The sequence below is a fragment of the Cronbergia sp. UHCC 0137 genome, assembly GCF_034932285.1.
Taxonomy (GTDB): domain Bacteria; phylum Cyanobacteriota; class Cyanobacteriia; order Cyanobacteriales; family Nostocaceae; genus Cronbergia.
Genome location: NZ_JAYGHC010000013.1, coordinates 18,520 through 37,993 on the forward strand (window position 1 = coordinate 18,520; position 19,474 = coordinate 37,993).

General features: G+C 37.5%; 19 protein-coding genes. 12 read left to right on the forward strand and 7 right to left on the reverse strand.

All coding sequences use genetic code 11. From position 1 onward, the window contains the following. The first annotated feature begins 52 nt into the window (after positions 1–52). The 3 genes from VB711_RS08345 to VB711_RS08355 all read left to right on the forward strand — a co-directional run bounded on the left by VB711_RS08345 (position 53) and on the right by VB711_RS08355 (position 3,807). Positions 53–2,464, forward strand: a complete 2,412-nt coding sequence (locus tag VB711_RS08345) for an N-6 DNA methylase (protein WP_323285408.1) — start codon at positions 53–55, stop codon at positions 2,462–2,464. A gap of 2 nt (positions 2,465–2,466) precedes the next feature. Next, on the forward strand, positions 2,467–3,231 hold the full coding sequence (locus tag VB711_RS08350; protein WP_323285409.1) for a hypothetical protein: 765 nt from the start codon (positions 2,467–2,469) through the stop codon (positions 3,229–3,231). A 78-nt stretch (positions 3,232–3,309) separates the two neighbouring features. After that, positions 3,310–3,807 (forward strand): DUF29 domain-containing protein, encoded by a 498-nt coding sequence (locus tag VB711_RS08355; protein ID WP_323285410.1) that lies wholly within the window; start codon positions 3,310–3,312, stop codon positions 3,805–3,807. Between the two features lie 127 nt (positions 3,808–3,934). Here the strand turns inward: VB711_RS08355 and VB711_RS08360 are convergent, their stop codons facing one another. From VB711_RS08360 to VB711_RS08370, 3 genes are read right to left on the reverse strand one after another with little or no spacing between them, the layout of a single operon-like run. After that, positions 3,935–4,393 (reverse strand): restriction endonuclease, encoded by a 459-nt coding sequence (locus VB711_RS08360; RefSeq protein WP_323285411.1) that lies wholly within the window; start codon positions 4,391–4,393, stop codon positions 3,935–3,937. A gap of 20 nt (positions 4,394–4,413) precedes the next feature. Further along, positions 4,414–4,908, reverse strand: a complete 495-nt coding sequence (locus VB711_RS08365) for a hypothetical protein (RefSeq protein ID WP_323285412.1) — start codon at positions 4,906–4,908, stop codon at positions 4,414–4,416. Positions 4,909–4,913: 5 nt separating this feature from the next. Continuing rightward, positions 4,914–5,576, reverse strand: a complete 663-nt coding sequence (locus VB711_RS08370; protein ID WP_323285413.1) for a ParA family protein — start codon at positions 5,574–5,576, stop codon at positions 4,914–4,916. A 101-nt stretch (positions 5,577–5,677) separates the two neighbouring features. Between VB711_RS08370 and VB711_RS08375 the strand changes: the two genes are divergently transcribed. From VB711_RS08375 to minE, 6 genes are all read left to right on the forward strand, one after another. Then, on the forward strand, positions 5,678–6,334 hold the full coding sequence (locus VB711_RS08375) for a hypothetical protein (protein WP_323285414.1): 657 nt from the start codon (positions 5,678–5,680) through the stop codon (positions 6,332–6,334). Positions 6,335–6,478: 144 nt separating this feature from the next. Next, positions 6,479–6,934, forward strand: a complete 456-nt coding sequence (locus VB711_RS08380; RefSeq protein ID WP_323285415.1) for a DUF29 domain-containing protein — start codon at positions 6,479–6,481, stop codon at positions 6,932–6,934. Further along, entirely contained in the window at positions 6,931–8,271 is a 1,341-nt protein-coding gene (locus tag VB711_RS08385; RefSeq protein ID WP_323285416.1) for a four-carbon acid sugar kinase family protein, read from the forward strand. The genes VB711_RS08380 and VB711_RS08385 overlap by 4 nt, the downstream gene beginning before the upstream one ends. A gap of 188 nt (positions 8,272–8,459) precedes the next feature. Further along, positions 8,460–9,470 (forward strand): septum site-determining protein MinC, encoded by a 1,011-nt coding sequence (gene minC / locus VB711_RS08390; RefSeq protein WP_323285417.1) that lies wholly within the window; start codon positions 8,460–8,462, stop codon positions 9,468–9,470. Positions 9,471–9,645: 175 nt separating this feature from the next. Beyond that, positions 9,646–10,452 carry a septum site-determining protein MinD gene (gene minD / locus VB711_RS08395; RefSeq protein ID WP_323285418.1) on the forward strand — a complete coding sequence of 269 codons (807 nt, stop codon included), beginning with the start codon at positions 9,646–9,648 and terminating at the stop codon, positions 10,450–10,452. Positions 10,453–10,745: 293 nt separating this feature from the next. Next, complete coding sequence (gene minE / locus VB711_RS08400) at positions 10,746–11,045, forward strand: cell division topological specificity factor MinE (RefSeq protein WP_323285419.1); 300 nt, start codon at positions 10,746–10,748, stop codon at positions 11,043–11,045. Positions 11,046–11,196: 151 nt separating this feature from the next. Here minE and VB711_RS08405 read toward each other — a convergent pair whose 3' ends face one another. After that, positions 11,197–12,405 carry a hypothetical protein gene (locus VB711_RS08405; protein WP_323285420.1) on the reverse strand — a complete coding sequence of 403 codons (1,209 nt, stop codon included), beginning with the start codon at positions 12,403–12,405 and terminating at the stop codon, positions 11,197–11,199. An 864-nt stretch (positions 12,406–13,269) separates the two neighbouring features. Here VB711_RS08405 and fmt point away from each other — a divergent pair. Further along, complete coding sequence (gene fmt, locus VB711_RS08410; RefSeq protein ID WP_323285422.1) at positions 13,270–14,265, forward strand: methionyl-tRNA formyltransferase; 996 nt, start codon at positions 13,270–13,272, stop codon at positions 14,263–14,265. Between the two features lie 93 nt (positions 14,266–14,358). Further along, entirely contained in the window at positions 14,359–14,661 is a 303-nt protein-coding gene (locus VB711_RS08415) for a calcium-binding protein (protein WP_416233572.1), read from the forward strand. A 446-nt stretch (positions 14,662–15,107) separates the two neighbouring features. On the opposite strand, the gene VB711_RS08420 is transcribed toward VB711_RS08415, so the two are convergent. Further along, positions 15,108–16,355: an MFS transporter gene (locus tag VB711_RS08420; RefSeq protein WP_323285423.1), complete on the reverse strand. Its 1,248-nt coding sequence runs from the start codon at positions 16,353–16,355 to the stop codon at positions 15,108–15,110. 218 nt (positions 16,356–16,573) lie between these two features. Next, entirely contained in the window at positions 16,574–17,167 is a 594-nt protein-coding gene (locus VB711_RS08425) for a hypothetical protein (RefSeq protein WP_323285424.1), read from the reverse strand. 391 nt (positions 17,168–17,558) lie between these two features. On the opposite strand from VB711_RS08425, the gene VB711_RS08430 reads away from it, so the two are divergent. Then, a complete protein-coding gene (locus VB711_RS08430; RefSeq protein ID WP_323285425.1) occupies positions 17,559–18,677 on the forward strand; it encodes a ferrochelatase in 1,119 nt (372 codons plus the stop codon). 103 nt (positions 18,678–18,780) lie between these two features. Here the strand turns inward: VB711_RS08430 and VB711_RS08435 are convergent, their stop codons facing one another. After that, positions 18,781–19,329, reverse strand: coding sequence for an NADPH-dependent FMN reductase (locus VB711_RS08435; RefSeq protein WP_323285426.1), 549 nt, complete (start codon positions 19,327–19,329; stop codon positions 18,781–18,783). Positions 19,330–19,474: the final 145 nt, after the last annotated feature.

The window sequence follows — 19,474 nt, forward strand, 5'->3', positions numbered from 1 at the left end:
TCCAATTTAGCATACACTGAATAAAAGTATTGATATAGGTGTAGATGTGGGCATGGCTCGTAGTTTGGAGATTAAATCACTTGAATCCTGGAAGCTTGAACTTGGGTTGCTTCCAGTACCTTTGTTTAGTCTTCAAAATGGAAGCGAGAAATTTATCCTTCTAAATGGTAAAGTTGGTAACTTTTGTCTAGATTTAGGGCTTGAATCAGATGTTGAAGATCCTCGAACTTTAGCATGGTCTTCAGATGTTGGTCACTACGTTAGGGTCTTTAATGATTTTGTTGAAGTTCATAGGTGGGATAACAAACCTTCCGCTCTAGAACGCTATACGAAAAAAAGCGTTGAAAATAATTTAGAAAAATTCTACGAATACCTACAAAAAGACCAACCATCAAGAGATTTATCCATTATTTCCTTTGCGATACGAACATTTAGAATTCTCAGGGGTATACTAGGGTATCATATTGATGGACAACAATCCTTAAGAGCTTTTCTTTATCTACTTGCTTGTGTAGCGGATAATAATGATCGCAATCAATTAAACATAAAAAAGTGGGGATTATCTCCTGATATTCAAACAATTATTCATTCAATTAATGACTTAGATTGGGAATCTCTGATAAATACCTTAAAAGATGGAACTAGCTTTTACGGGTTAAAACCTGATATTTCTCTACTACTCCGTCATGCTTCAGGTACGCTCTTTCAAGAAGCACATTATGAAGCTTATACATTGAGCCAAGAACAACCCTTTCTACCAGGATTTTTGCCTGCTCCTGTAAATGTTAAAAAAGAAACTGGCTTCATTGGAATACATTACACACCACCTTCAATAGCTAGAACTTTAGTTGAAGAAGTATTAAATGCAATAGGTGATTTACCACCTTATTTAAAAGTTTTCGATCCCGCTTGTGGATCTGGAGTTTTTCTAAAAGAAGTATTAAGACAATTATCTTTGAAAAACTATCAAGGAAGAGTAAAGCTTGAGGGTTGGGATATTTCACCAGCAGCTATTGACATGGCAACCTTTATTCTTCTATATGAAAAAGACAAGTTAAACAGTAAGTTTTCAGTAGAGATAGAAATACAACATCGAGATTCTTTAAATGATCGGAATCAGTGGAGTGCTGATGCAGATATTGTTTTGATGAATCCTCCATTTTTATCCTGGAATAATATGGATAAACAACAAAAAGAATTGGTAAAACAATCTTTAAATACATTAATGCAGAAAACTCCTGATCTTTCAAGTGTTTTCTTGTGGAAAGGAGTGCAAAGCCTACCTTCAAAAGGTGTAATTGGTTGCATATTACCTGCTTCTATTTTGGATACAGAATCGCACTTCAAAATCAGACAGGCAGTTATATCTCATGTAGATATTTATTTAGTTGGAAAATTAGGAAGTCATCATCTTTTCTCAAATGCCCAGATAGATAGTGCTGTTTTAGTGGGTAAATCTCCTAAAACAAGTGAATCAACACTTTCTCTATGGGCTGATCATCGCTTACAGTCATCTTCTGGTCTTTTACGTGCTTTGCGTAAATATAACTACTGTGGCAGAAATTCCTTTGACATTATAGATCAGGATGGATTTAGTATTTATGAAAATCCATCTTTAAGTACAAATCTCATTAGTTGGTCGCCTCGTTCTTATAAGGCTTTTAATTTATTAAAGAGACTGGAAAATTTCTCAAAAGTAAAAGATATTTTTGAAATTAGACAAGGCGGAGAAACAGGTTTAAACTCAGTTTTTATTTTGAAAAAAAATGATTTTGAAGCCTTGCCTAAAAAGGAAAGGAATTTCTTCAGACCTGTAATTATCAATGACTCTATAAATACAGGAAAACTATTTGATACCTTTTACGTTTTTTATCCTTATGGAGAAGATATACCAAAAATTGAATCAGAGGATGAACTTAAAAAGTATGTAGGAAGTTATTATGGTAAATATTTACGTGAAAGTAAACCCAAAATTTTATCTAAAGCAGGAAAAACTGACAGTAACTGGTGGATGCTTAATAGACATAGAACTTGGCAGGTAGAAAGGCAACCAAAATTAGTTTCCACACATTTTGGTGAAGCAGGTTCTTTTGCATGGGATGATTCTGGTGATTATGTCGTGATAAAGGGATTTGCTTGGTTTCCCAAAAAAGGAAATATACTACCTGAAAAGCTCGGATTAGCCTACCTTGCAATACTTTCCTGTTCACTGATAAATAACTTGCTGGCTTCTATTTCTAATCATATTGGTGGGGGACAATGGGATTTGTCAAAAAGATATATTAACAATATGCCAATTCCTAATTTGATGGATCAGAATTTAGATTTAAATGCTCTCGAATCTTTATACAGAATTGGTAAATTGATCAGTTCTGGAGAAGATTTTGATAGTCAAGTGCTAAATAAAATAGTTCTATATTTATATCAACTACCGGATAATACAATTTCACTTTCAGAATTTTAAGGATGGGAAGAAAATCTCGACAACAGGCAGTACCATTTTGCGTTCCTGATGCTAAGACAGTCCTACAGTTGTGTACAAATCGTATTAAGCCCGTATTGAATGTTAAAGAATTAGAATTTATAGAATTGCAAAAAGACTCAAAGCGTTATATTTATGAACTTACTAATAATAAATCAGGTATTGTATTTGCTACTGATGATAGAGGCAATAAACATCGCGTAATTCGGTTATTACCAGAAATTCTTAATTATATTTACTGGATAAATATATCTTTAACATTTTTGCCTGTATTTAATAATCCTAAGTTAAAGGTTAAACCTGATAGTTTCCAGTTCTCAGGTGTCAGCATAAGAGTTTTTAAGGGATTTATTACTGATGATAAAGAGCCATTATTTCGTGCAGAATGGGATGTATTAAAGGATGATAATAACCATGCACAACCTCATTGGCATATTGATAAATCATTTCTAATTAGAAATTTTAATACTTCAGAAAAATTAAGTTTTGAGTCTTTACTTAAATCTAATGAGGTGCAGGATTTTGGAGCATCAATAGAACCAAATAATTTTGCAGATGACAATGCTGATTTGAAAGAACAAAGAGACTGGGATAATTCAACTAAATTTCATTTTGCTATGGCATCTCAATGGCATGAAAAAGGAGGAAAACATCGATTTGATATTGATAAAGATAGTTTATTTTGTTGGCTAGAGGGCTGCATTCAGTACATCAAAGAACAACTACAGTACGTTTCCGGTGTCAGATAAATTTTGAAGATACTTCTATACGAGGTATGTGTTTGTGCTGTTAAAATAAAGTTAAAACAACAAAACTACCGCTATTTTATGGCAACACCAATAATTGAACCAACAACTCAAAACTTATACGATCAAGACTATTACCTGTGGATAAGAACAACCATTAACCAACTCCGCACAGGACAATTTTCTGCTGTTGATTTAGAGAATTTATTAGAAGAATTAGAAACTATGGGTAGAAATGAGAAACGAGCAATTGAAAATTTATTAACTACGCTGCTTGTACATCTACTAAAACTCAAATATTGGGATAGTGAAAGAGAACGTAATCAAGGACATTGGCAAGGGGAAATTAGGACATTTCGTAGACAGATAAAAGATGAACTTAAAGATAGTCCTAGTTTAAAACCTTACATTCTAGAAATATTTGATGAGTGTTATCAAGATGCTAGATTAGAAGTAAGCGATCGCTCTCAACTTCCCCTTGAGAAATTCCCTCTTATTCCCATTGGTTCATTAGCACAAATCCTAGATGAAAATTGGTTTCCTGAATATAGCTCTAATCAGCATACCCAAAATGATTAAAACGGATGAATCGAAAGTTATAATTTCTCCCGATTTTGATCTTCCACTACCAGATGAAATCATTAACGATTTTATCAATCCAGCTACACCTCAATTATGAAAGTTTTGCTTGATACTCACGCTTTTACTATTTAAATTGTTTCCAATTAATTTCTTCTATCAATTTAAGTTTAGGAATATCTTGCACTGCAAGATCATAACTATCAGTTTTGGCTAAGATATCAACCAATGTTAACAAATGAATACTTCCTGGGTTTATATATGGATGACCAAATAGACGATCTTTAAATGTTTTCTTATATCCTACACCTGATAACATAACACTAATTTCTGCTTTGTGATACATTATATCAGCATATAAAATTTTTGCATGATCTACCGTCAATTCTAATTGACTGAGTTTACTTTGAAAATACACTAACCTGCCATCTTCGGGGATAATAACCCCATCTATTCCACCATCTTTACCTAATGGACCAGGATGAAAGCCTAAAATTCTGGCAAAAGTACGACCAAGTTCTTGCTTTGTTTTTGAACTTGTTCTCACTATTCCTAATGCCAGATTATATGCTATGTACTGTTCCATATAATTATTGAAATTAAAAATCAAAAAATAGCCGATGTGTCTAATTCAATTAATCGAGCGTGCAAAAGAATAATTCCAAAATTCAAATAAATAAATATTGCATCCTCAATTCCAGATTTAAACAAAGTATCAAGAGTATATTCATTAACTTCAAACATCAAACTTTCTTCATCTATAATCATATCTTCTAATTTTTCTCTCAGATGCTGAATTTTAATCTGCTTTTGTATTGACTCATTATAAGCATAAGCAAATGCCATATTTAAAATAGTTTTCTCATCCACGCGCAAACGCATTTGTAGATCATCTAATTGTATCTTGCATTTTTTTCCAACACGAACTGGAAAAGGTTGTATTGTACCTTGACGCAAAGATTTAATAGCAGATGTTTTTATCTTCTCTTTTATATAGTCTTCTTGTTGACGTTTTAATTCATCTTTACTACGGGCAATCAAGTTAGGATCTCGATGCTTTTTTGGTGGACGGGTAGAAGATGTATAATTAGCTTCTGCCATTTTTTTTACTCCATAACTACTTTTTTGTAGTAATCCCATAAATGTTCACAATCTGGCTCAGTCCATAAATAGTCATAATTAATAAAAACTGCATTACCAGCTTTCATAGGCAACCAATCAACAGGATCAAGGATTTCATAATTAGTAAAATGATTATCAATAAACTGTTGGAAATCAGATTTGGATGCTCCTATTGGTACGATTTTTACACGAATAGAACCAATGATAGGACGTGCTTGTTCAAGCGCTATTAGCATATCATTTAAACTTACAAATGAGCCTATATCATCTTGCTTAACTCCTAGTAATACCAAATCAGGTGTAACCTCAAACAAGAATTTAGAAATAGAAGTTAGATCAGGAGAAACATCAATAACAGTATGAGTAAACTTTTTATTTTTTGCTAATTTTCCTAAAGTTTTAGCCAATCGATCAGGGTTGCTTTTATCACTTTCGCTGATGACTGTCAGTTTGTCTTCTTGGGTTGTAAATGTTTCACCACCTGCTTTTGGTGCTAGTCCCTCGCTAAAAAATTTGAAGCTGTGAGCTTGAGAATCACCATCTATTAAGAGTACCTTGTTTCCCATATTCAGGAAAACTCCAGTAATATGAATTGCAGTTGTTGTTTTGCCTACTCCACCCTTATGATGAACACATAGAACTTTCATAATAAGCTATACTCATCTAGTATTTTATCAGTTTTCCTAAAATATCATCAAAACTTTCTCACACCGTTTTTTGATGAAAATGCGCTAAGGAGTATCAATCGGTGCAGCCAGACTTAATCGGCTTGGAAATTAGTAAGGGGGAATTGAGACGCTTGACTGGCTTTGATCCAGAAGACGTTTTTAGACCCTCAATTATAGCAGATAAAGAGAAACGATGGGGATTTTTTCTGAACGAATGTTTGGTGGCTTTGGCTCTCACACCGATTATAGTTGGTGCTATTTATGCTTTTATAATTTTGCCTACACTGGGGTCTTCTAATAAATTGGGTATTATTTTACTCATAATTGTACCCGTTGCCGTGCTTCTAGGGCGATCGCTCTGGCGAAAATTCACCTCTACCCACGCATTAACTATACTTTTAGACGAAGTTGATAAATATCACGCTGTCATCCAAGCTATAGATATTAACGATCAACTCGCTTCCGGGAACTCCCACAGCATCAACGATAGAGAACAAGTTATCGCTGCTTTACAACTAATTCGAGAAGATTTGGTTCGCGCCTTACAAAGTGAGCGTATTTTGCGCGATAATAAAAAACTGCTGGCTAACAACCAAGATTTAGTAGTCAATAATTTAGCCAATCTGCAAACCTTACAAGTTAGTTCTCAAGCCAGTGAATATGCTCAACTCCTAAATCAATCATTGCAGATTGCATTGGATGTACAAACAGAAATCAGGAAATTACGCCAATCCTAAACCCAATAAATTAACTTTCTATAGCGGTATGCAGTTGAATGAAATACAAAACTATCTGGAAAATCCATACACTCATAGACTTTCAACCCTGTTCCCTGTTCCCTGTTCCCTGTTCCCTGCTATATTCCATCAGGAGAATCGTCAATGATATCTAAATTAATCACTCAAACTCTTTATGAACAAGATTATCCCCAGTGGATAGAAACAACATTGTCACAGTTACAACAAAGAGATTTAGAACATCTTGACTGGGAGCATCTGATTGAGGAAATTTCAGAATTGGGAAATGAACAAAAACACAAATTAGAAAGTTATCTACTGCAACTTCTAAAACATTTATTATTGTATCAACACTGGAGTCTTCCTGATTGTAAAAATGATTGGGAAATGGAAATTGATAATTTTCGAGTCGAACTCAGGAAATTAACAAAATCAAAAAATCTCTACAATTATATGTTAAAAGTGCTGGATGAAGTTTATAATGATGCAGCACGACAAGCTAAGAAAAAAAGTGGATTAAATTGTTTTCCGTCAAATTGTCCTTATACAGTTGAACAAATTTTAGATGTAGATTATTTACCACAATTCACATATTTATGAATAACAAACCCAAAATTATAGTTTTAGATGATGATCCAACCGGTTCGCAAACAGTCCACAGTTGCTTATTGCTAATGCACTGGGATGTAGAAACCTTGCGTTTGGGTTTGAGAGATCAAGCACCAATATTCTTTATCTTAACAAATACGCGATCGCTCACCCCAGAATCAGCCGCAACCATCACCAGAGAAGTTTGTCACAACCTCAAACTCGCATTAGCCGCAGAACAAATAGACGACTTTCTCGTAGTTAGTCGTTCAGACTCCACCCTGCGCGGCCATTATCCCATCGAAACCGATGTCATCGCCGCAGAACTCGGTCCCTTTGACGCTCATTTTCTCGTCCCCGCATTCTTTGTTGGTGAAGCCTCTGGAACAGAGGGTGGACGCATTACCCGTGACAGCATCCATTATCTCATAGTTGATGGTGTCCCTACCCCAGTCCATGAAACAGAATTTGCCCGTGATTCCGTTTTCAGTTACAATTATAGTTATCTTCCTAAATACGTCGAAGAAAAAACCAAAGGACGCATCACTGAAGAGACAGTTAGCAGATTCTTACTTGCAGATATCCGCACTGGTAGTTTAGAACGTTTACTAGAACTGCATAACAATCAATGTGCAGTCGTAGATGGCGAAACTCAAACTGATCTTAATACCTTCGCTGTAGACATTCTCACCGCAGCCAGTCAGGGAAAACGGTTTTTATTCCGTTCTGCTGCCAGCATTTTAACCGCTTTAGCCGCCTTACCACCCCAACCCATCGCTGCTGAAAACATGACAGAATATGTCCGTGATGGTAAACCGGGTGCTGTAATTGTCGGTTCTCACGTTAAAAAGACAACCCAACAGTTAGAATCATTATTACAAGTTGAAGGAACAGTAGGAATTGAAGTACAAGTTTCCAGATTATTAGAAGATGGGGTCAATCAATCTAGTCAAATATTAACAGAGATTTTAGAAAATGTTCATGAGGTACACAAAGCTGGAAAAACACCAGTAATTTATACCAGCCGTCAAGAATTATCTTTTAAAGATGTTAAAACCAGATTAGATTTTGGCGCTCAAGTTTCTAGTTTATTAATGGATATTGTCCAGGGTTTACCATCTGATATCGGATTTTTAATCAGCAAAGGTGGCATTACTTCCAACGATGTATTAAGCACTGGATTAGCTTTGACCTCCGCTAGATTAATGGGTCAAATTTTAGCCGGTTGTTCTATGGTACTAACACCATCTAACCATCCCCAATTTCCTAACTTGCCAGTAGTCCTGTTTCCCGGTAACGTCGGTAATGCCGATGCCTTGGCTACAGTTTATCAAAGATTAATTAAGTAATTGATGATGATTAATTAGGGCTTACTGATATTCTTCCTCCTGACTCCTGACTCCTGACTCCTGACTCCTGACCCTAACCAAAAGACTTTTTCCTCAAGTCCTAATTACTCCTCCCCTACCTCTTGCCCCTCTACCTCCCTTTGTTCTTTACTATTTAAACTAAGTTGATCTGTTTTGGCTAGTGCTGCATGAATTCTGATTCTGCTACCCCCCAAGAAAAAATTAAGATAGACTTAAATTCTGCACTTAATGGGGTTTCCCCACCAGCAGAACCAATCTCTACCCAGACTGATATCAATATAGAGACAGATAATCATTCTATTATTCCCAGTGGGGAACTAAATTCCGTTCTTGTTTATTTAAAAGGTAATTCTAACAAACTAGGTTTAGAATCTAATTCCGACTTGACTGATTTGAGCAATCCTGAGTTAGGATTACCAGACAAGAAAACCGATAATCATCTTCAAGTCCAGTTAAAAACCCAGGAGGGAAAACTATTATTAATTTTGCCCCCAGAATCTCAGGTTGATTCCTCTGAATTTAGTTGGTCAGAAATTTGGCAACAGATGAAGCAGCGACTTAATGCTGGGGAACGGTTGCGAACTGGTAACACCATACTGCATTTAAACGCCCAAGACCGTTTGTTAGATAGTAGACAACTGCAAGAACTAGGCCAAACCCTAAGCACCTACCAAATACAGTTAAAATCCGTAGCTACCAGTCGGAGACAAACAGCGATCGCTGCTTGTACTTTAGGATATTCTGTAGAACAAATACAGCCCCAAACAACATTATTTAATGCCGATACCCCAGATACGCTAAATGCCTTAGCAGATGCCCTTTATCTAGAAATGACAATTCGTTCTGGAGTAGAGATCCGCCATCCTGGTACAGTAATTATTTTAGGAGACATTAACCCAGGTGGTAACGTAGTTGCAGATGGAGATATTCTAGTTTGGGGTCGTCTACGGGGAATCGCTCATGCTGGCGCTAAAGGCAATCGAGAATGTTTAATCATGGCATTGCAAATGAAACCAACCCAATTGCGAATCGCCGACGCTGTAGCTAGATCGCCAGAAAAACAACCACAAAATGTTTTTCCAGAAGTAGCATACATCACACCAGAAGGAATCCGCATCGCTAAAGCAAATGATTTTTCTCGCAGTCAATTAACCAAGATTAATCAAAAAGTAGTTTAGGCTGGGAATTGGGAATTGGGAATTGGGAATTGGTGATTGGTGATTGGTAATAAATTAATTATTCCTCCCCTGCCCCCTGCCCCCTGCCCCCTACCTCCTACCTGCCCACTATTTTACGCGCCCTACTCCTTAATATAGTATCATTTCCTGAAACCTAATAGAGTGTATTGCTATCATGAATCGCATTATTGTGATTACCTCCGGTAAAGGAGGAGTGGGCAAAACCACAACATCAGCAAATTTAGGCATGGCTTTAGCCAAACTAGGCCGTCAAGTAGCTTTAGTCGATGCGGATTTTGGCCTGAGAAATTTAGATTTACTCTTAGGACTAGAAAATCGCATCGTTTATACAGCCGTAGAAGTCCTATCTAAAGACTGTCGTTTAGAACAAGCCTTAGTTAAAGATAAACGCCAACCAAACTTGGTACTCTTGCCAGCAGCCCAAAATCGCAATAAAGAGGCCGTGACACCCGACCAAATGAAATTATTGGTCAATGCCTTGGCAACAAAATATAAATATGTGATCATCGACAGCCCTGCGGGAATTGAAATGGGGTTTAAAAATGCGATCGCCCCAGCCAAAGAAGCCCTGATCGTCACCACCCCGGAAATTTCCGCCGTCCGGGACGCTGACCGGGTAGTTGGGTTACTAGAAGCACAAGGCGTTAAGCAAATACATTTAATCATTAACCGCATCAGACCCGCAATGGTACAAGCAAATGATATGATGTCTGTGCAAGATGTCCAGGAACTTCTCGCCATTCCCCTCCTTGGTGTCATCCCTGATGATGAACGTGTAATCATCTCTACCAATCGCGGTGAACCTTTAGTATTATCAGAAAACCCCTCTTTAGCCGCCATGGCCTTTGAGAATATTGCCCGTAGATTAGAAGGAGAAACTGTAGAATTTCTTGATTTGGACTCAGCCAACACCAACATTTTCTCACGACTCAAAAAGTTGTTGAGAACAAAAATCGTTTAACTGTTGTACAAAGCCTAGTAAAATCTAGACCCATGAGAACAGTTATTTCTCCATAATTTTACCAATTTAACTTTGAGCAGTTACACTTGATTTTTGTGAAACTAGTCAATAGTTTCATTATTTGTCTATGGTTATCAATTAAAACCATTAAGTAATGAGACAAAATTAATTACACAACTGGTTTTTCTGTTCCCTGTTAAGAGTTCCCTCTCTCAACGAATCAATTTAATTTTGTCCGACTACTTAATTAATCAAAAACTCATTTTCCCCTCTCTGCCCTAGACCTAGCTGCAATGATTATTGAACTTTTAGAAAAACTCTTTGTTCGCACTCCCGATACCAGTCGCACTCAAGTTAAACGTCGTTTACAATTAGTGATTGCCCACGACCGTGCCGATTTAGACCCACAAACCTTAGAAAAAATGCGCCAAGAAATACTCAGCGTTGTCTGTCGCTATGTAGAGATTGACACAGAAGGTTTAGAGTTTTCTTTAGAAAGCAACCAACGCACTACCGCTTTGATTGCTAACTTACCTATCCGTCGAGTTAAAGAAGGTACTTCAGAGTTAGAAAGTAGCGAAGTGTTGGAGTAGGCTAATATAGCAGAGCGAAGTTTTAATTACCCGTTTTAATTACCCTGTTATGAAAATACGGTTGTTTGATCATTCGTGATTATTCTAGTAATCAGGTTAAAGCATTGGGTAGGGTGGGCAATGCCCACCTCAAAATGCAAATATTCAGCCATTATCTGGATGCAACTTGTGGTTCTGCCCAAATTTTCGCTCTTTCACCAAAAGTAACAGCCTGATCCCCGTCATTAGTAACATTTACAGTTTTGCCATCCGTGGCAACTTGCACCAAAGGCCAATTTTCTTCCCCCATTTCACCGGAACGGAATAACACATTGTTAGGCTTACTTTTACTCCAACCTAACAAAATGGCTATTTTTTCATGATCATCTTCAGCTTGAGCCGGGGCTACTGTTTTGATATGATTTTCCTGCCGTTCCCAAATCACTGCATGATCTGTTAGATCCGCTGTGTTGAATATACCAATAAACTTACGTGCTAGAAAGCGATCGCTCTTTTCTGACCAACTAACCGGCACTAACACCCCAATACTACCATCAGGAGGCATTTCTTCTGCTGACACTTGCTCTCTTTTTAACAAAGGATCATTCAAGGGTGCAGTGGCAGTCATTACCTTCAATCTTTTAGTTTGTTTATCTTCTATAAACAACACACTACTCACCCGACTATTGTGCATTTCCGGTTTTACTTCTATCTGTACCCGACTGTAAATAGCATATCTACCATCTGGAGACACCACCGGCACACTACGATAATACCTCACCGCAGAACCACCTTGACCACCAAGAGATTCCTGTGTCATCATGATCCATTTCCAGGGAATAGGATGGGGACTACCCAAAGGATCTACTGGTATGGCATCATGATCACTGGGTTCTTCACTTACAGGCACTCCTGGCTTTGATTGTGGTACGTTAGCCATGATGGAAGGTTCAGTCCGAGAACCCAATTCACCCCGCAAAGCCTGAATTTTAGCTGTCTTTATTTTCTCAATCAAATTAGATTGGCTAACAGAAACATCATCTTTTAATAAAGAATTATCTTTTACTACCCCAAAATCACTTTGAATATCTGGTAGTAGTTGCTCTTCCTGACCCGAAGTGTTTAAATCTACCGATGGCAATTCTGTATTCAACGATTCCATTGAATCTAATTCAAACCCAGACACCCTAGCCACAACCTCGTCTTTGGATTGGAAATCAGATTCGTTAATTCCTGAGAGAATTTTCCCTACCCCTGATTGTGTCGCTGAGGTAGAGTTAAGTGATACACCCACTAACGGGGTAATGAGCATTACAATAATAACGTAGTTAAGAAATGGTTTGACGCGAAACCATCCTGACAGCAATAGGGTTTTAAGCATGGGTGGACTCTCTAGGGGGGCAGTTGCTGTGTGAAGAGCAATGTCGATGCAGCAAGGGGAAAAGCTATGTTTATATGTATAACAACAAACGGAAAGCTTTAACTAGATTATTCATTCAAATTTTGCATCACTTTACAAAAGTTTCAGTACCATTATTTCCAACCTCATATAATTTAAGTATTCTCTAATTTTGAAGGCATCCATCCTAGCCATCTACTGATGTTGATCACTGTGTAACTACTACCCAGCTTTACCTCTCCGTGTCACCAAAATTAAGGACATCAACAAAATGGTTAGATTCTTAATAGTACACTGCATCCTACCTTCCTGAACCCTTGAAAGTAGCTAAAAAGCCTATGATCTAAGCTTTTTTACTTTCGATTTGCGGTATTAGCTTAAAATTATGGAAATTAGCTGTTTTTAACGGCATTAACAAATACTAACTTCACCTAACCATAGCTACCCAGACCCTGACAACAAAATAATTAGGTTCTTACTAGAAAGCACGGATAATTTTATAATACAGTTAATAGACTTAACCAGACCTAATAACTGCAATTAACCCCAAGTAAATTGGAATAACGGGACTACAATCAACTTAGGTTTGGTGAATTATCAAAGCAGTTGAGTTAATAAATCTCCCTACATAATGCCATACAAGATAGCCAATCCGCAAGGTTTATCAATACTGGGTGTAGTTTATAGCGTTTAAACTGATTGTTCAACCAGCTACATTCTACTAATCAACTTTTTGTAATAATCAATATGATATCACTAGATATTATATTTATATGTGATTTGAATCAGTTGTTAGGGATTCAAGACACCCTTATTATTGACTAAATAACTAATAGCTAATAACTAATGAAAGTTGTATTTTTTGGTACTCCTCAGTTCGCTGTTCCCACGCTAGAAAAATTACTTAATCACTCTGATTTTCAAGTCTTGGGGGTGGTGACTCAACCAGATAAGCGCCGGGAACGGGGGAATAAAATGACACCTTCACCCGTGAAAGCGATCGCTCTTACTCATCATCTCCCAGTCTGGCAACCAGAGAAAATAAAGAAAGATGTAGAAACTTTAACCCAACTTCAACAATTAAATGTCGATGTATTTGTTGTTGTTGCTTACGGACAAATTTTGTCTAAAAAAATCTTAAATATGCCGAAATTGGGTTGTATTAATGTACATGGTTCAATTTTACCCAAATATAGAGGTGCAGCACCGATTCAGTGGTGTTTACATGATGGTGAAAAGGAAACTGGTATCACTTCTATGTTAATGGATGTGGGGATGGATACGGGAGCAATGTTAATGAAAGCAACTACACCTATTAATATATTAGATAATTCCCAGATTTTAGCCGAAAGGTTGGCGGTCATTGGTGCAGATTTGTTGATAGAAACTTTGTTAAATTTAGAAGGCGGAGAAATTGAAGCTATTCCTCAAGATCATGCCCAGGCAACTTACGCACCTTTGATTCAAAAGGAAGACTATAATTTAGACTGGTCAAAGAGTGCTTTCGATTTACACAATCAAATTAGAGGGTTTTATCCAAATTGTACAGCTACCTTCCGTAATCAATCCATCAAAATTACCGCTACTGCACCCTTACATCCTGTCTGTGTTGACGAGTTGCCACCAGAACTGCAAGAAATATTTCATAAAATAGGAGAAAAAACAACCGTAGCTGGTGATCCTGGAGAAGTTGTTCTTATTACCAAGGGTATGGGAGCGATCGTGCAAACAGGGGATGGGTTGCTGTTGTTACGAGAGGTGCAGTTAGCTGGTAAACGTCCCCAGTCAGGGTGGGACTTTGTGAATGGGACTCGCTTAACGTTAACAGAGATGTTTGGGTGATCAGCAAGTTTCAAAGAGGTACTCGTAAGGGCTTTTTTCAGGATGTTATTTGTCTGACCAAGTAGGGCTTGCTGAATAAAGATAAAAAGTATTATTACTGGTGTTGATCGAGATATCATTGTCGCTGGCAATGGTGACAATATTATTAATGCTGGCAATGGTCATAACACCATTACTTCAGGCTCTGATATTGACAGTATCACTGCGGGAACTGGTAATAATATCGTTAATGCTGGGGATGGTGACAATGAAGTGATTACTGGTTCTGGTAATGACAGAATTACTACTGGCTCTGGTAATGATTTTATTTACTATGGAGATGGTTCTGATGTGATTGATGCCGGTGCTGGTGTTAATGATATTAAAAAGTTCAAGCCACAAGTGGAGGTAGAATAGAATTTTCTTAGAAATAAGTAACAGCGATCGCTCAAAAATAGCGATCGCTCTGCTTGACCTAACAATTGAGATTCAAGGAATTTAACCTCGAACCAACTAATTTATTGACAATAGTATCAATAAGGCTAGTTTAGCCGTTAGGTAGGGAAGTAATCACCGTAATATGGAATTGAGCTTCATAGGCTCATGAATATTTAGCTCTTGCGAGGACGACGAACAGAATATCAGATGACAACATTAATTTTAGGTTGAGATTTATCTGGCTGTTGATTTGTTACCATTATTTCTATCATGATTCTCTCGTTTGTGAAATTTGGATTGCTATTTGTAGTCGCTGATGAATTAAATCTATAGATATCGCAATTTGCAATAAATCAACAAAATTTGATATATTTTCAAGTATAGTTTAATTATTTGAACAATTTCTCTTACCAAATTACCAATCATTAAACCACATCTTGGAACACCCCGCGAGTATTTCTCCAAGTCCAAAACCCGACAGCAAAAACAAAAATACTCATTCCACACAGGACTATTGATAACCCAAAGCTATTAACCAATTTTGTGGTAATTAGCAAAGGAGCAGAAAGGGCAATATTAACAGCATGATTCTGAAAGCCAAATACCTTACCGTGCATAGCTGGTGGCGTTTGTTGCTGAATCAAAGTTTGGGTTGGTACATTCACAAAAGCAGCACCTACACCCAGGAAAACACAAGTTATTAGAGCTAAAGGTAAATTATAGGTAAAAATAAATATTCCTAGTGCCAGTGCCATCGAGAAAAAACCAATTAAAGCCAATGGCTTGCGATGTAACTTTTCACTAAAGTGTCCAATAATTCCTGCACCTAAAACCATCCCCACCCCAGCAGCAGCGACAAAAAAGCTAAAATTAGTTTGCTCTAAATTTAACCTCGCAGCTAATCTAATAGATAATTCTAGTAATGCCGCCATTATACAGTATAAAGTGACAATTTGCAGCATGGCATTCCAGACCAGGCGATTTTTTTTGAGATAGTTCCAACCTTGCAAAAATTCAGTCAAGGGATTAACTACTGAAGTCCGTCTGTCTTCTTGAAAATGTATCGGTAACATGATCAAGGCAGACAAAAGGTAAAAACCTCCTACCAATAATTCCTTCCCAAACTCTGGTTTCAGGTATTCAGCCCATACCAACATCGGATTTCCCGCAGCATAGCCCACAATTAAAGCTGCCATCATTGTACTGCCAAATAGAGCATTGGCAGCCATTAAATTTTCTCGCTTCACCATCAGGGGAATAGTAGCCTGTTCCGCCGGGGCAAAAAACTGTGTTACGGTAGAGATGGCAAAATTTAGCACCAATAAAATAGAAAACTGGCGTGGAAATAACGGTAAACACAGGGTTAATAATCCCCGCACAACATCAGATCCAACCATAATCAGCTTTTTTGGCATTCTGTCAACTATGACACCACCCACAGAACCAAAAAATATGGCTGGCAGGGTAAAGGCCATGTATAAATAAAATCGCCCAGTACCTTCTGGTAAATTAGCAGGTAGATAGTGTTTCTCCAACAAATCAATCATTAAGATTAATAAAACCTTATCCGCTAACTGGGAAACCAGTTGTCCAATCCACAGAAGCATGAAATTGCGGTTTTTGAGCAATGCTCCAAAACCTTGATTAACACCAGTAGGTTCAATGGGAAACATTCAAAATACGTGGGAATATTGACTAGGGTAGATGGGAGCAGGGGGCAGCACTTCGGCTTACTTCGACTTCGCTACCTCGACTTCGCTCGGCACAAGTCAGTACAAGTCGCTCAGTGACCGGGGGCAGGGGGATAAAGGGGAAAGAAATGCAGGAATAATCTGATTTAATCCTGTGAATCCTTTAATCCTGATCCCCTTTCCCCTTGCGAATTTTTATATCAGGAATATTTTGTTTCATAGTCTTTTAATAAAAACTGTAAAAATTCAGATGCCGTGAGATAAGCTTGGGTTTCAGGTTTTTTTATACTTGCATTTACCGACCAACCTTTCACAGTTTGGGGCGATCGCCATAAGCATAAATGATCAACTGGTGGTTCGGCGTAAAAATTATTGGGATTATTTTCTCCACTACCTAGCAGCGCGGAACTCCAATGGGTGAAATAATCATGACTCAAACGATGAATCGGAAAATTACCCCACAGAGGTACACCCCAACCATCAATGGCAATAAATGCCCTGACACAACCCCCTAACTGTTGCCAAGCTACAGCCGCCCCTATCGCCCCGATTACTCCAGCACTAAAACCAATAAAGACAATAGGCAATTCTAGTCTATTGTTTTGGGGTAGGATATCGCGCAAAAACTGCACAATATGAAATGCTGATAAAGCTAAAATACCATCTGCCGGAAAAACCAGAATATCCACTGGATTTTCACTGATAAGTTTCTCAGACGCTAGATTGAAGCAACCTTTGATAAAACTCTCAGTTAGCTCTGTTTCATGGATTCCAGGGCAAATAATTATTTTCATTCACTTTCTATCTTACCATCTGACACAATTTCATGAGTTAAAAATCTTAATTGTATTAAATAAAACTTTTTTTTGTCAATAATCGGTAATTTTTTATCTAAAAAAAATGATTTGTTTCAACCATATAATTACTCAAACCCTCTACTGGATTATATTTAGCTTAATTATCACATATAAACTGGATGATTAGTTAAATAACTAGAACCTGGTATACCGTGATTACCGTAATATATCTTTCGGAGTATTCTGGTACTATGAGTCTTTATCCTATCCCCCGGCATAGGATATTATCTTACGAGCAAGAGTAGCGATCGCAGACAAAATGGTGGAAATTCCCCAAAGCGTCACTAGCTCGCCCTTTTGCCATTTTAGTTATATTGAGGAACTTATTGTGGTTGCCACTCCCGAAAAACTACAACACACCCACGAGCATCTACCAGTTCAAAACCGTGTAGCTGTATTGCTCATGGGCTATGGTGAAGTTGAAAGCTACGAAGATTTTGCTAACTATAACGAACAAGCTTTAAATCTACTCACAGCCAAATTTGCCCCCGTTCCAACTTGGATTTATCCACCTCTAGCCAAGCTTTTAGCCTTATTTGATCGTCATGAATGGGGACACACCCACCACGATTTTATCTCCCCACACAATGCCATTTTTGAAAGACAACGGGCTGGCATTGAACACGAATTACAACATAAATGGGGCGAACAAGTTAAAGTATTTAAAGCTTTTAACTTCTGCGCTCCTTTTTTACCTAATCAAGTATTAGCAGAAATTAAAGAGCAAGGCTTTGATAAAATCTTAATTTACCCTCTGTTGGTTGTAGATTCTATCTTTACCAGTGGGATCGCCATTGAGCAAGTTAATAATGCTCTAGTAGAATTGAGTGATGGTGAAGAACATTGGGTTAAAGCCCAGCGTTATATTCCTTCTTTCTACAACGAACCAGAATATATCAATTTGATGGCGCGTTTGGTAGAAGAAAAAATTCACACTGATTTAGCAGGGGCTTATTTACCTTCTCAAATCGGCATTGTCTTAATGAATCACGGTTGTCCCCACAAAGCCAAAGGATTCACATCTGGCATTGTCGAAAGTCAGACACTTTACGATTTAGTTAGGGATAAATTGATTAATAATTATCCTTTAATTTCCGTAGGTTGGCTGAACCACGATACACCCCTAATTGACTGGACTCAGCCAAATGCCACCCAAGCAGCCCAAAATCTGATTCAGTTGGGTGCAAAAATGATCATCTTTATGCCAATTGGTTTTGCCACAGAAAACCACGAAACTCTATTAGATGTTCATCACATCATCCATGATTTAGAGAAACAGTATTCTGGTGTAAACTATCTGCAAATGGCCTGTGTTAACGACAATCCACAGTTTTTAAGCATGGCTGCTGAATGGGCTAATGATCATATTGCTGAATTAATTAATCAGGAAGTAACAGCAGTTAATCCACAGTTAGCAGAAACTCATCATCACCACCATCATCATTAGAAATTTCCTAGAAAGAATGTACAGGCATTATCATTAGGAATTTCTGGAAAAAAATGTAGAGACGTTCCATGGAACGTCTCTACAAATGTTTGGGATACTTTTACTAATTATTCCCTCCTCGCAGTTTACGAGTGTTATCAACTAAACTTTGGGCAAACTGATCAAATCGCTGAGAAAGTTTTTCATCTAATAATTTACCTTCTGGATTAAATGCACTCCAAACCTGTCCAATAGCAATTTGTTCAGGAATTACCCAACCGTGTACTGCACGAACGATTAAACGTAAATTATTGAGCGCATTGCTATTAAACTGACCGCCTAATACACTAATCAATCCCGTGACTTTTCCAGATAGTTCATCAAAACTCATTAAATCTAAGGTATTTTTGAGGACACCACTAACAGCACCATGATATTCTGGTGTTGCCAAAATCAACCCGTCAGCGTTGCGAACAGTATCACGTAAGCGTTGCACGTCTGGATACTCTGGATACTCTTTAGCACCATTGCAAAATGGCAATTGCATCTCCCGTAAGTCCAAAATTTCTACCTCTGCACCTACAGCTTCTACTCGTTGCACTGCTACTTTCAACGCTATTTGAGTATAGGAATTACTTCTTAAACTACCACCAATACCAACTATTTTCACCATATTACACCCATTACTTTTTTGAAAAACGAAGTCATTATGATTGTGTTGATTGTAGAATTTATTTTTTGATATGGCAAATTACCAGGGTTTGATTTTAGAGAAAGGATAGCGTCCTGTAAATGCTACAATTATCCCCAGTATATCC